The following is a 12,686-nucleotide window of genomic DNA, read 5'->3' on the forward strand; positions in this document are numbered from 1 at the left end:
TATGAAAAAAATATTTTTATTATTCAGCTTATTGATACTTTTTTCATGTAAATCTCAAAAAAGAAATATGATAACTCCTACAATAGATAATAAATTTGAAAAGTTTGATAAAGACAAATTTAGTAAATCAGCAAAAAAAGAAACTGATGTTGTAAGAGAGTTTCTGCCCAATGGAAATTATATTGAAATGAGTATGGCAAACTCTGGTAAATATTATACTGAATCATATAAAGGTTCTTATTTTATGCTGTCTAAATCATATTATCCAAATGGAAATATAAAATATAAAGGTATTATGTTTAATGTACCTTGGGGAGCTCCTTTCCAGAAAGGAGTCTGGTATGAGTTTGATGAAAATGGAAAGTTGATTAAAGAGGTTGATAATGATAAGCCTTACAAATATACATTTGAAGATATTTTAAAATTCTGTGAAGAAGAAGTTATTCCCATTACAAAAGGTCCGGTATTACAAAGTACAGGTTTTCATACTATAATTTCAAGAAGAATAGAAAATGAAAAACCTATTTGGGAAATAGAATGGCTAAAGAAGTCAAATCGTGTTGAAAATATAATTTTGGATGGTATTTCAGGTAAAGTAATTTCAAGAAGAGAGTCAGAATTTATAAACAATTGATTTTTTAGTTATGAATCAACAGTGAGAATTACATTTTGAATGTCATTAGTATATCACACTGTATTATTGGCAATGGAAAAAACAATCAACCTATAAAAAAAATATTGTGAATAAAATAATAATATTAGTTGGGTTGGGTCTTTTTACTCAATTTCAATCTCAGGAATTACAAAAGACAATGATTCCTAAAATTAGTAATGAATTTGAAAAGATTACTATACAGAACTCTAAGAAAAAAAATGATGACAGATGTATTGAAACTCCGGAAGGAAGAAAAGAAATCTTTTCTGCTTCTAAAGATGGATATACATTAAGTATTTACTTTGAGAATTCTTTTTATAAATCAGATAAATTCTATTATAAAAATGGTTACATAAAAAATAAATCACTCTCATTTAACATGGGCTCGTCAGTAGGAATATCATATCATTTTGATAAATCAGGTAAGTTTACAAAAGAAGAAAATACAGATGAAGGCTATGAATTCAAACCTGAAGATATTATTGTATACTGCGAAAAAAATAAAATTAATCTTTCAAAAGGTTATCATGATTCAGGTTATCAGACAAGAGTACTAAAACAGGAGTTTGAAGGCAAAAAAGTATGGCGGATTTCTCATCAAATTGCGGGCGACAAAATAGAAGAAATTATTTTGGATGGTAAAACAGGAAAAGAGCTTCAAAAGAAAACAATACCTTTTTATAACCCATAATTCTATTGAATATAGATATAGAAAAATAAACTAAATAACCTTAAAACATCAATGAACAAAATCACAGATCACCTGAAATATTTGTCCAAACTATCTGCAGTATTCATACTCAATGTGTTGAAAATTTACGCAATTGGAGCCATTTCAACCATTATTGTACTCGTCCTGGGAATTTATATCTTATCAGAAAAACTAGGGCCGTCTTTAGGGCACAGTGGTGCTGGAGGATTTTTGATAACCACTATTACTGCTCAACCTGTTTCAGCGAGTATTTTTTATCTGCTGATCATTATCGCCCCATTTTTTACAGTAGTTTTTGCCACAAAATATGCAATGTCTGTAGTCATTAGTAAACTGCTTCAGGACCATTCTAAAACAATTGTAACTCCGTTTATAGATAAGGTTATCAGTACATTTAAAGCAAAACAGCCTGCGGTAATCCGAACCAGTGCAGATTTTGCTATTGCCAAAGTTAAACTGTTAAATGAATTCAGAAGCAGCTCTGAAAACAGAATATTGAAAAAAATATTAGGTTATGCCTTAAATAAGATCAAATTTGATGAACTGAATTTAGCGCAAGAAAATGCAGACTTCTCAGAAATTATTAAGACCACATTGATTGAAAAACTTCATGAACTGGCAGAACCTTCAGCCATGCTGTTCTATATCTACATAGGACTTCAGTGGCTCAGTCTGATTTTATTATATTTCTTGAATATTTAAAAGAAAAAGGAGTAGAGAACAACAATTGGGCATTAAATGATAGTCACGTAATCATGCTTTAAACAAAAAAATACAGTGGCTACTTCTCTAATTGAAGAATTAACTATCTTTATATCGTTTAGAATAAAATAGCTAATTTTAGCTGCACAAAAAGAATAAGTTTTGATTCTTTGAAAAAAGAGATGAAAAACATACTTTAAAATCATCAAATCGTAAGCACAACAGAACGCAAATATATTAATATAAGAAAATTATAAATGGGAGTACTAGTAACCAACGAAACAGTAAAGCAACTATTTCACATTGCTCAGTCGATAGCGAAGGAAAATTATAATGGAACTTATGGTGGCCCGCACATTCTGCAGGCTTTAATGCATAAAGATATCGGCCTTAATGAATTCCTGAAAAGTATAGATAAAGATCCAGGCTATTTCTACGAATGGGCAGATGTCCGTATTGAAGAATATCCAAAAACCAATCACCTTCCCGATGAGGTTGGGCAGGATGACGCCATAGATACCCTTATTGAAGAAGCTGATGATATCCGTTTAAAATTAGGATTGGATGAGATTACTCCCATCTGTATTCTTACCGCAATTGTAAAACCACAGGTGGTGTTCTCCCTTCAGCAGTTAAAATCCCTTCCGTTGAGAGAACATGAGATCTTTAACCTGTATAGAAAAGATACTCCGTTTACCGTTGCAGAAGACGGAAATTTCTCATCATTATTTTCAAATGGTGCAGAGTATTCAGACTCTTCCTTTCCTTCCATTAAAAGCTATTGTGTGGATAGAACCGCACAGGCAAGAAAAGGAGAAATCGAAAATATTATTGGTAGAGATAAAGAACTGAGAATGTTGGTGGAAATTCTTTGCCGAAGAAGCAAACCAAATGTAATCATTATCGGAGAACCGGGAGTAGGAAAAACAGCATTGGTAGAAGGTTTCGCTACCGAAATTATTAAAGGAAATGTTCCTGAAATGCTTAAAAACGGTACTCTTTTAGAACTGGATACCGGAGCATTATTAGCCGGAACTTCTTATAAAGGAGAAATTGAAGACCGCCTGAAAAAAGTAATCAATGAATGTAAGAAAATTGAAAAAGCCATTCTTTTTATTGATGAAATTCATACCCTTTTAGATCCTAAAGGAAGCATTGGAAACGTTGCCAATCTTCTTAAACCTGAGCTTGCCAGAGGCGAAATTACCGTAATTGGAGCTACCACTCAGGAAGAATACAGAAAAATTATAGAGCCGGAACAGGCTTTCAACCGTCGTTTTGAAGTGTTAAAGGTGAATGAACCGGACGAGAAAACCTGTGTTAAAATGATCGATGTACTCCTTGAAGGGTACAAAAAACATCACGGAATTGAAGTTGAAAAAACAGCTCTTCCGGAATGTGTTCGCCTGGCAAAAAGATATGCAAAAGGTAAAAAATTACCGGATGCCGCTATTGATTTATTAGACAGAACAATGGCTGCCATCAAAATGCTGGATGAATTATCAGAAAAAGAACTGGATAGCTGGAAAGAAAGCTACGATGCGATTTTAACAGAAGAATATGCAGACAGCAAAGATAAAGCAGACGAACTGATCTGGACTTATAATCTTTTGAGAGATAAAATAAGCCCGATTTTATGGGGCTCACTGAGCGAACAGCCATCAATTGATAACTCTATGCCTGTAGATCAGATTCAGAAGATTATTGAAGATACTTATGCAGAGCTTTTGCAGCATGCAGCCAAGAAAAGAGAAAAAGTAGACAGGCTCGAACTGGCTGCCGTAATGGCCGCCAAAACCAATATTCCAATCGGGAAAATCCAGGCTCAGGAAAAAGAAAAACTCCTTAATATGGAATCTCTTCTATTGAACAGAGTCGTAGGACAGGATCATGCACTAAAAATCCTTTCCGATGCTATTGTTGAAAACCGAAGCGGATTGAATAAACCAGGACAGCCAATCGGATCCTTCTTCCTTCTGGGGCCTACAGGAACCGGTAAAACAGAGCTGGCTAAGTCAATGGCAGAATTACTTTTCAACGATGAAAAAGCAATGGTACGGTTTGATATGTCAGAATTTAAAGAAGAACATTCCGCAGCATTGCTATACGGAGCGCCTCCGGGATACGTAGGATATGAAGAAGGAGGGATGCTTGTTAATAAAATCAGACAACAGCCTTATACCGTTGTGTTATTTGACGAGATTGAAAAGGCCCACCATTCCGTTTTTGATGTATTCCTTCAGATTATGGACGAAGGAAAAGTTCATGATAAATTAGGTAAAGAAGGTGATTTCAGTAATGCATTGATCCTGTTTACCTCCAATATCGGAAGTGAAGAAATTGTAAAACAGTTTGAAGAAGGAAAAATTCCTGAATCATCTTCACTCATGCGGATTATGTCAAACTCCGGACGATTCAGACCTGAGTTCCTGGCAAGAATTACAGAGATTATTCCTTTTGCACCGATCACAGAATCCATTGCAGAAAGAATCTTTAATATTCAGCTGAAATCACTTCATACTTCATTAACAAGATTGGGAATTGCTTTAAAAATTACTGACGAGGCTGTGAAAAACCTTGCATTAGGAGGATTTAGCAGTAAATATGGTGCAAGACAGATCTCCGGAGTCATCCGCGCTCAGCTTGCAAGACCAATTTCCAAAATGATTGTGAGAGAAGAAGTGAAATCCGGCCAGACGATTCATGTAGATTGGAATAAAGACGAAGATAAATTAAGCTGGAAAGTAGATTAAATATAAAGTAAAAAGGCAGATTTGCTATCCACTTTTGCCTTTTAGCTTATAAATAAAATTAAAATGAAAACAATTGTCAGAAATATCTTTACAGGTTTTCTATTATTAGGATCCGTTATCATGATCAACGGACAGTTTCTTGCCGCTTCCGATACTTCGGAAAGCAGTGTGAAAAAGTATAAAGGTATCATTAATGCCAATAAGGATCTTGTAGAATTTATTGAACAATTACTCCTTCAGAAAGGTCTTCCCAAGCATTTGAGAAATCTCGCCCTGATTGAGTCCCATTTTGACAGAAATATTACATCAGGCGCCGGAGCAGTAGGGATCTGGCAGTTTATGACTGCACATGCCAACCAGTACGGACTTACAGAACAGGGACGTACAGACATTTATAAAAGTACTAAAACCGCTACTATCTCCTTAAGTAATCTTTATAAAAAGTATAATAATTGGGTGACTGTGGTAGCAGCCTATAACTGTGGTGAAGGAAATATTGCCAAAGCAATGGAAGCTGCTGGTTCTACTCAATACCATGTGTTTTATAAATACCTTCCGGGAGAAACCATTAATCATGTAAAGAAATATCTTAATGCATGCTATGCCACAGGAGAACTTCAGAGTGTATTGAACAATTATAATTCTGCAAGGCTCAACAAGATTTTCTTTGAGGGAGATCGTAAAGAAACTGCTGCAGCGCTTTCAGAAACAGAAATCAATGCCGGATTCAATCTGAACATTGTTGCTGCTGAATTGAACGTAGAAGTAGATAAAATCCTTGCCTGGAATCCGGGAATTGTGGAAGAGCTCCAGAAAAAAGGAGAAAGCCCTTTCTATCTTCCTGTAGATCTAATGCCCGATTTTCTTCTGAGGAAAAATAAAATATTGGTTCGTTCCATCAAAGAAGGCGGAAAGACCCAACAATAAAATATAATATCCAATAAAAAATAAAAAAGCAACCATAAAACGGTTGCTTTTTTTATTGAATAATCTGTTAAAAACATGCCAATGTTTTATTAATAAAATCTTAATATTTCTCACTGATGTGGATAATTATTGTTTTTGTTGTTAATTTTCAGTCAATTAAAACCCTTTATTGATGGTGTTTTGAATGAAGTTGTTAAATCAATTGTCGTAGAATTACTACAAGAAATCGTAGAACTACTACAAATTTTCAGATTTATATTCAAAAGTTTTTTTTAGCGAAAAAGAGCCTCTATATTTGCTAACACAATCACCACATCACAAAATATTAATAACGATTAAATTTACTAATCATGGCCGAAAGAAATTCAAGAGGAATCTTAAAATTCAACAACGGAGAAGGACAGAAGCTGTTAAAAATGAATTACAGCGTTTCCAGATCTACAGACGTTTCAGGACGTGTAGCATCAGATCCTTCTAATGCATTGATCAAAGTAACAGTAGAAGCTACTGAAAAATCAGACATCCTTGAAAGCTTGTTAAACGGTAAGTACAAGCCAACAGTAGGGGAAGTTACTTTCAACAAATCTCACGAAGAGGGAACACTGATTACTTTGAAATGGGAGAACGGATACGTAATCCAACACGAAGTAGATTTCGACGCAATAGACAGCAACAGTATGCTGATCAGCTTCGTAATCAGCGCTGAAACCATTGACTACGGTACTGCTCAATTCGCTGGGCTATGGCCTTCAGCAGGTAAATAAGCCTATTCATCATCTTAGTAAAAATAAAATTGGTACAGAACAGTACGCTCATTCGGGTATACTGTTCTGTTTTTCCGTTTAAAAGAATTTCAAAAATCATTTTTCAAAAGAAAATGATAGAAGCACAAGTGATTCATCAATCTCATATTTTCTATGCTGTAAGTATCAGCAGTTTATTTACGATTTAACATAAATACAAAACGCTATGTTTCAGGATGATAAAAAAATTAAAGTAGCAAACCCGAAAAACGAGATAAAGACGGGCAAACAACAGTTGAAAAATACATTACCTGAGAATGTTACCAAAAAAGCAGAAGGAAAATTAAATAAGGCAGATGAAAAAGTAAAAAAGGTAGCAAAAGCAGGACAACAAAGTTTAAATGCTGTTCAAGGTGCAGATATGTTTATGAACCAGACTTTTGTACCCAACAATCCTTCTATTGTTGATAATAAAGTGTGGGCGAAACAGCCAACTTCAAAAATACACAATGCTGAAGCTATTGCTCAAAGTGTTATTGCAGGAATCAATCGTGTAGTAAAGCTGGAGGTTGTTATTGAAGGACAAATTATCAAACATTTTAAACATTTCAAACTTATCCAGAGTGCAGCAAAACATCATGAATTCAATCTGATGCTGGCTCACGATACTCTGGGCAATGCAGAAAATCACAATCTTGAAGAAGCCCAAAGCTTTTTAGGAAAAAGAATTACTGTTGTATTTAAATATAAAGATGTAGAAAAAGGTGCTGAACGTAATTTTGTGGGAGTCATTACAGAAGTAGGCTTTAGTCAGGAAAAGGGAAGCCTTGGAAATATCGTTCTTAAAGGTTTTAGCCCGACAGTACTTTTGGATGCTGCTCCGCATATTCAGAGTTTTGGAGGTGGGCAGCCGGTTAGTCTGAACAGTATTGCCGATCAGGTGATCCGTGAAGGACTGGGACAAAATAAATTCGACTTCAGAATTGATGCCCAGCATGGAAATGTGGCCTACAGTTCACAGTATGAAGAAACCCATTATAATTATCTGGCAAGAATGGCTGAGGCCTATGGTGAGCAGTTTTATTATGATGGTGAAGTATTACATTTTGGAAAACTTCCACCACAGGAAAAACCTGTTAAGCTTACCTATGGAAGCAGCGTAAGCGATATTGCTGTTAAAATGAAGGCACAACACGTGAATCCTACATTTTATGGCTATAACAGCAGTAAAAATGAAAAACTGACCACCGGAAGTTCGAAGATCAGCCATACCTCAGATATTGCAAGACGAGCTTACGAAATATCAGAAAAAACCTTCACCACACCTTCTTTGAGAGTAGCCCCAATAAAAGCAACTTCTTTTATGGACATTGATGCCTCACAGAAAGGAACTGCAGGAAGTAAGGCTTCAGAAGTATTTATTACTTCGGGGACAACTACTGTTCCGTTTTTATATCCGGGATGTACAGCAGATATTGAAATGCGGAAATCTTCAACAAATGAAACGTCCTATTTTACCAAGCTGATGATTGTAGAAGTTACCCATGAAGTAGATGCAAGAGGTTACTATGATGGTAAATTTGAAGCGATTGCGGCAGACACAGGTTTCATACCACGTCCTGAATTTGAAACTCCAAGAGCTGAGGCTCAGTTTGCAAAAGTTATTTCCAATACAGATCCTATGAATCAGGGGAGAGTTCAGGTACAGTTTGACTGGCAAAACGGGCCGGACAGTACAGAATTTATCCGTGTAATGTCTCCGGATGCAGGAAGCAGTGATAAAGTCAATAAAAATAGAGGCTTTATGTCAGTTCCCGAAGTTGGAGATCAGGTTATAGTCAATTTTGTACATCAGCATCCTGACCGTCCTTTCGTAATGGGAGGAATGTTTCATGGTAGTATCGGAGCCGGAGGTGGAGCCGGAAATAATGTTATGAGCTTTAGCGGTAGAAGTGGTGCAGAATTAAAGTATGATAACGGAGCCGGATCGATGAATCTTAAAGATCAGGGCGGTGCCAATATGTTCTTTGACGGATCTGGAAATGTAATACATAATGCCAATAACAATAGTACTAAAACCGTTGGTAATGATAAAACCGATAAGATTGGAAACAATAAAAAACTGGAAGTAGGCTGTGATCATATTTCAGACGTAGGCAATACCCATAAAGTCTCAGTAGGTAAAGACCAGAGTGTATTTACGATGGATAATGCCGGAGTGATTGATTTAACCGGAGCTCAGAAAATTACCATTAAAGTAGGAAACAGCGAGATTATCATTACCGGAACAAAAGTATCTATTAAAAGTGATGAAATCGACATCAGCGGAGGCGGTGCAACAGCTAATTTTAAAGGTTTGACAAAAATAACGGGATCACAGGTAGATATCAATTAACAGGATGGATTTTATAAAATACGAGATTAAAAAAGGAGATACCTTAGAATCTCTTGCAGAGAAGCAAGGGACATCGGTTAAAGAACTTATCAATTTCCATAACCTGTATTGTGGAACAACAAATTTTATTATTGGAGAAAAACTGCCTATTCATCTGCAATATCTTTTTTTAGAAAAGAAAACGGGTGAAGAAATCAATAAGGCAATAGAAGACAGAAAATTTCCCCAAAAAGCAAGATACAGATGTGAACAGTTCAATACTACAAAGGTTGAAGACAGAATCACATTCCATTGCAATACAAAAAAGGAATACATTGTTGAAAAAGATGCAGCCAACACAAAAGCTAAAGTTAAGCTTAAAGAATATCTGTATAAAATAAATCCCGAGAATATGGCTCTTGCTATAGAAGCCGTTAAAGAACTGGAGTTTGATAAAGAAAACGTAATTTTCGATTTAAATCATGACCATACCATAAAAGGAGTAGAGAATTTTCCTCAGATAAAAGAAAAATGGGAACTTTTTAAGCCTAAATTAAAAGCTTCGGAATTTTACAGACAAGTCGAAAAAATCAATGCAAAAGCAGCGGAAGATATTATTAAAGGAGGCGGACTGGAATTTGAGAGTGAAGCCAATCTGAGAAAGACCTATGACAAGTCTCTTTTGTATCATGTATTGTTCAATGATTATGATGCCCGTAAAAAAAAGGAACAAAATGATGTTTTGAAGTTTATTTCACAGATATTTGTCAATATCCCCATAGAACTGGAATTGCAGCATACCATTATAAAAGAAGATGATTATTTTATAGAATTCAGAACAGTGGGAACACTTGTAAAAGATAAAATAGATAATTCTGTGCTGGAAGAACAATACAACAAGTTCTACAAACCTATTATCGAATATGGTTTCAGTGAATATAATTATGATTACAGAATCAGAAGAATGGTCGATAAAAAAACAGGAACTATTGTGAATGCTTCGGCATTAATGAAAGAAGAAGTGAAAAATAATTATCAGTTTGTCACCCAGTTTGATCTAAAACAAATTGAATATTAAAAGTAATTTTTAAGTATGGCCGAAAATAAAGTGTTTACATTCAATAACGTTTTGCCTTATCATATTGCCAGGACACTTCTGGTTATTATACCGTGTCTGGTTTTCTATGGAGCATTGTATTATTTTCTCTTTAAAGGAGTATTCAGACTTTCATTCGTTATGTTTTTTTTCCTCTTTTATTTTGGAACCTGTTATCTGATCCTGAAAGCTATTTCTGTGAAGTTGAAGATCTGGTTTGATGAAAACTATTTTTATATCCAGAAGGGAAACCAGACTCCTGAAAAATATTCCAAGACAGATATTGAAGGATTTTACGCTTATGATTATGAAACCAAAGCACCCTCATTACAAAGCTCAAAAATATACTTCAGATTCCGCTTGAAAAATAAGACAGACATTTACTTAAATGATGTTGAATACAAAAACAAATATGAAGAAGAAAAAGGGAACGAACTTAAAAAATTTCTGATATCGGCTCAGAAAGAACTCCATTTTTCCAAAACAGAAAAGAAAAGTCTTCAGAATGTTTATTGGTATTCACAATACAATTAAGGCGTATAAACTCTGAAAATTTAAAAGACAAATTCACTATTTACAGGATGTTTTAATCAATAAAATGTAACATTATGAGTGCTTCCTATATACCCAAAGATGTTTACACAGTGTGTACATTTCAAACCGATTCAGAACCAAGACAATTAATTCCTACAAGAGAACCTATTACTGTTTTCTACGGATCAGATAAAACACGTCCTTTATTAACCATAGAAGATCGTAATATCAATAAGGAATTTCCCTGTAAAAGCCCTAAAAATGCCATGTGGGGATTTCTCTGTTTTGGAGCGGGGCTTATTGTAGGCGCACTTCTTGTGTTATCCGGTCCTATTGGCTGGGCGGCATTAGCTGTGGGAGTAGGAGTTCTTGCATGTGCAGGAGCAGCAGCCTATCATGCTACAAAAATTAGCCATTTATGTACCGAATCTTTAGGAAAAGGAAGCTGGAAAATTGAACATGAAAAAGTGACATTCGATAAGTTTAGGGCTATCACCCAGAATTCTATTTTGGTTTGTGATACCGGAGGATTATTAAGCCCGATTTTCAGCTATTCTGTGGCCAAAAAATATGCACAGCAAATCGATAGCAATAATGGAAAAGAAATTGTTCTCAATGCCGCTGCCTCTTTCTTCGGAGGAGCTGGGATCGTGATTGCAGGAGTAGAAATGGGGATCGGTAAGACCCTATTGTGGATGGGTGGAACCATGGCAGTAATGAACGAAGGAAGTTATTGGGAAAGAGAAATAATCAGAAGTAACTCATTGGAAGATAATAGCCATTATCAGGATATGAATAATGAAGCAGATGAAAACAGCCGAATTCCCGGATATTTAAAAGATTTTCCGAAAAATGTGACAGGTATAACTCCTTCAGACCTTGCCAGTCCGGATATTCTTGAACTTAATGAAAAAGGTGGATTGGCAAGCAGAGATGGTAAAACCCCTATTTTCTTTAACGGAAAATGGTACGTTCAGGATTGGCAGAAAAATCTGATTGAAATAAAACAGGGTACAGCTTTATCCAAAGATTTAACTGCTTTAGAAGGAGTAGACTCCCGTGAAGTATGGAAGACACCTGAAGGAAAAGCCATTGTAGAAAATATCCGTAACGGCAAATATTCAGAATCTCTGGTTGCCACAGCAAAAGACGGCTTAGGAAGAGTACGTCCCCGAAACTTACCGAATTTAGCCAAAGAACTTCCCAGCATAAAAATGCAGAATATCAAAAATATTGGTAAGCTTGGAGTAAAAGGTGGTGGATTCATAGGTTTCTTTTTCCCATTTATTGCTACGTATTTTTCTGAAGACTCAAGAAGAATATTAGCCAATGCAATGGCAGAAGATGCCGGAAACGGAATTCATGTAATAGCAAATGATGCCTAAACACAACCCATTTTTTGATTTAAAAAAGATAAAATAACCAGACCTGAATAAGGTCTTTTTTTATGTATATAAGTGAATTTTATGTATTTTATTTCTCTAAATGGTGTAATAAATTGTGATTTGAAAGCAATTTTTATTTGTATTTAAGATATTTATTTATAGTATGTTGTGTTTTGTTTTTAAATCTAATGTCGTAGAATTACGACATGAAATCGTAGAACTACTACATCAAATCGTACAATTACGACACTTTTTCAGATTTCCCTTCAATTGCTTTTTTTTCAAAACCAAGGAGGCTATCTTTGTTATATAATTATTGAATTACAATTTATTACTAACGATTAAAATTTACAATCATGGCAGAAAGAAATTCAAGAGGAATCTTAAAATTCAACAACGGTGAAGGACAGAAACTGTTAAAAATGAATTACAGTGTATCAAGATCTACAGACGTTTCAGGACGTGTAGCATCAGATCCTTCTAACGCATTAATCAAGGTTACAGTAGAAGCTACTGAAAAGTCAGACATCCTTGAAAGTTTATTAAATGGTAAATACAAGCCAACAGTAGGAGAAATCACTTTCAACAAATCTCACGAAGAAGGAACATTAATCACTTTGAAATGGGAGAACGGATATGTGATCCAACACGAAGTAGATTTCGACGCAGTAGACAGCAACAGTATGCTGATCAGCTTCGTAATCAGTGCTGAGACTATTGACTATGGTACTTCTCAGTACGCTGGACTATGGCCTTCTTCAGGTAAATAATCCCATAAACTTAAATAAAAAAGAAACAGTATGCC

General features: G+C 35.1%; 11 protein-coding genes. All 11 read left to right on the forward strand.

Features of this window, described 5'->3' with window-relative positions; genetic code table 11:
• The first annotated feature begins 1 nt into the window (after position 1).
• The 11 genes from ACKTTZ_RS13725 to tssD (ACKTTZ_RS13775) all read left to right on the forward strand — a co-directional run bounded on the left by ACKTTZ_RS13725 (position 2) and on the right by tssD (ACKTTZ_RS13775) (position 12,651).
• Positions 2–634 carry a PepSY domain-containing protein gene (locus ACKTTZ_RS13725; RefSeq protein ID WP_407845818.1) on the forward strand — a complete coding sequence of 211 codons (633 nt, stop codon included), beginning with the start codon at positions 2–4 and terminating at the stop codon, positions 632–634.
• 106 nt (positions 635–740) lie between these two features.
• Entirely contained in the window at positions 741–1,346 is a 606-nt protein-coding gene (locus ACKTTZ_RS13730; RefSeq protein WP_407845819.1) for a hypothetical protein, read from the forward strand.
• Positions 1,347–1,397: 51 nt separating this feature from the next.
• Positions 1,398–2,069: a hypothetical protein gene (locus tag ACKTTZ_RS13735; RefSeq protein WP_407845820.1), complete on the forward strand. Its 672-nt coding sequence runs from the start codon at positions 1,398–1,400 to the stop codon at positions 2,067–2,069.
• A 257-nt stretch (positions 2,070–2,326) separates the two neighbouring features.
• The gene (locus ACKTTZ_RS13740) at positions 2,327–4,822 is read left to right on the forward strand and encodes an ATP-dependent Clp protease ATP-binding subunit (protein ID WP_407845821.1); all 2,496 of its coding nucleotides are present in this window, start codon (positions 2,327–2,329) and stop codon (positions 4,820–4,822) included.
• Between the two features lie 63 nt (positions 4,823–4,885).
• The gene (locus ACKTTZ_RS13745) at positions 4,886–5,749 is read left to right on the forward strand and encodes a lytic transglycosylase domain-containing protein (RefSeq protein WP_051934436.1); all 864 of its coding nucleotides are present in this window, start codon (positions 4,886–4,888) and stop codon (positions 5,747–5,749) included.
• A gap of 350 nt (positions 5,750–6,099) precedes the next feature.
• On the forward strand, positions 6,100–6,513 hold the full coding sequence (tssD, locus tag ACKTTZ_RS13750; protein ID WP_034697137.1) for a type VI secretion system tube protein TssD: 414 nt from the start codon (positions 6,100–6,102) through the stop codon (positions 6,511–6,513).
• A 205-nt stretch (positions 6,514–6,718) separates the two neighbouring features.
• Positions 6,719–8,887: a type VI secretion system Vgr family protein gene (locus ACKTTZ_RS13755; protein WP_081906488.1), complete on the forward strand. Its 2,169-nt coding sequence runs from the start codon at positions 6,719–6,721 to the stop codon at positions 8,885–8,887.
• 4 nt (positions 8,888–8,891) lie between these two features.
• A complete protein-coding gene (locus ACKTTZ_RS13760; RefSeq protein WP_034697136.1) occupies positions 8,892–9,944 on the forward strand; it encodes a LysM peptidoglycan-binding domain-containing protein in 1,053 nt (350 codons plus the stop codon).
• A gap of 15 nt (positions 9,945–9,959) precedes the next feature.
• On the forward strand, positions 9,960–10,496 hold the full coding sequence (locus ACKTTZ_RS13765; protein ID WP_034697134.1) for a hypothetical protein: 537 nt from the start codon (positions 9,960–9,962) through the stop codon (positions 10,494–10,496).
• Positions 10,497–10,570: 74 nt separating this feature from the next.
• A complete protein-coding gene (locus ACKTTZ_RS13770; protein ID WP_034697133.1) occupies positions 10,571–11,881 on the forward strand; it encodes a hypothetical protein in 1,311 nt (436 codons plus the stop codon).
• Positions 11,882–12,237: 356 nt separating this feature from the next.
• On the forward strand, positions 12,238–12,651 hold the full coding sequence (tssD, locus tag ACKTTZ_RS13775; protein ID WP_034697132.1) for a type VI secretion system tube protein TssD: 414 nt from the start codon (positions 12,238–12,240) through the stop codon (positions 12,649–12,651).
• The last annotated feature ends 35 nt before the right edge of the window (positions 12,652–12,686 follow it).

The organism is Chryseobacterium sp. KCF3-3, from assembly GCF_045865955.1.
Lineage (GTDB): Bacteria > Bacteroidota > Bacteroidia > Flavobacteriales > Weeksellaceae > Chryseobacterium.

What these genes read in the sequence shown, in the direction of transcription:
- ACKTTZ_RS13770 (WP_034697133.1), top strand. Translation starts at nt 10,571, where the DNA reads ATGAGTGCTTCCTATATACCCAAAGATGTTTACACAGTGTGTACATTT.
- ACKTTZ_RS13755 (WP_081906488.1), top strand. Translation starts at nt 6,719, where the DNA reads ATGTTTCAGGATGATAAAAAAATTAAAGTAGCAAACCCGAAAAACGAG.
- ACKTTZ_RS13745 (WP_051934436.1), top strand. Translation starts at nt 4,886, where the DNA reads ATGAAAACAATTGTCAGAAATATCTTTACAGGTTTTCTATTATTAGGA.
- tssD (WP_034697132.1), top strand. Translation starts at nt 12,238, where the DNA reads ATGGCAGAAAGAAATTCAAGAGGAATCTTAAAATTCAACAACGGTGAA.
- tssD (WP_034697137.1), top strand. Translation starts at nt 6,100, where the DNA reads ATGGCCGAAAGAAATTCAAGAGGAATCTTAAAATTCAACAACGGAGAA.
- ACKTTZ_RS13765 (WP_034697134.1), top strand. Translation starts at nt 9,960, where the DNA reads ATGGCCGAAAATAAAGTGTTTACATTCAATAACGTTTTGCCTTATCAT.
- ACKTTZ_RS13760 (WP_034697136.1), top strand. Translation starts at nt 8,892, where the DNA reads ATGGATTTTATAAAATACGAGATTAAAAAAGGAGATACCTTAGAATCT.
- ACKTTZ_RS13735 (WP_407845820.1), top strand. Translation starts at nt 1,398, where the DNA reads ATGAACAAAATCACAGATCACCTGAAATATTTGTCCAAACTATCTGCA.
- ACKTTZ_RS13740 (WP_407845821.1), top strand. Translation starts at nt 2,327, where the DNA reads ATGGGAGTACTAGTAACCAACGAAACAGTAAAGCAACTATTTCACATT.
- ACKTTZ_RS13725 (WP_407845818.1), top strand. Translation starts at nt 2, where the DNA reads ATGAAAAAAATATTTTTATTATTCAGCTTATTGATACTTTTTTCATGT.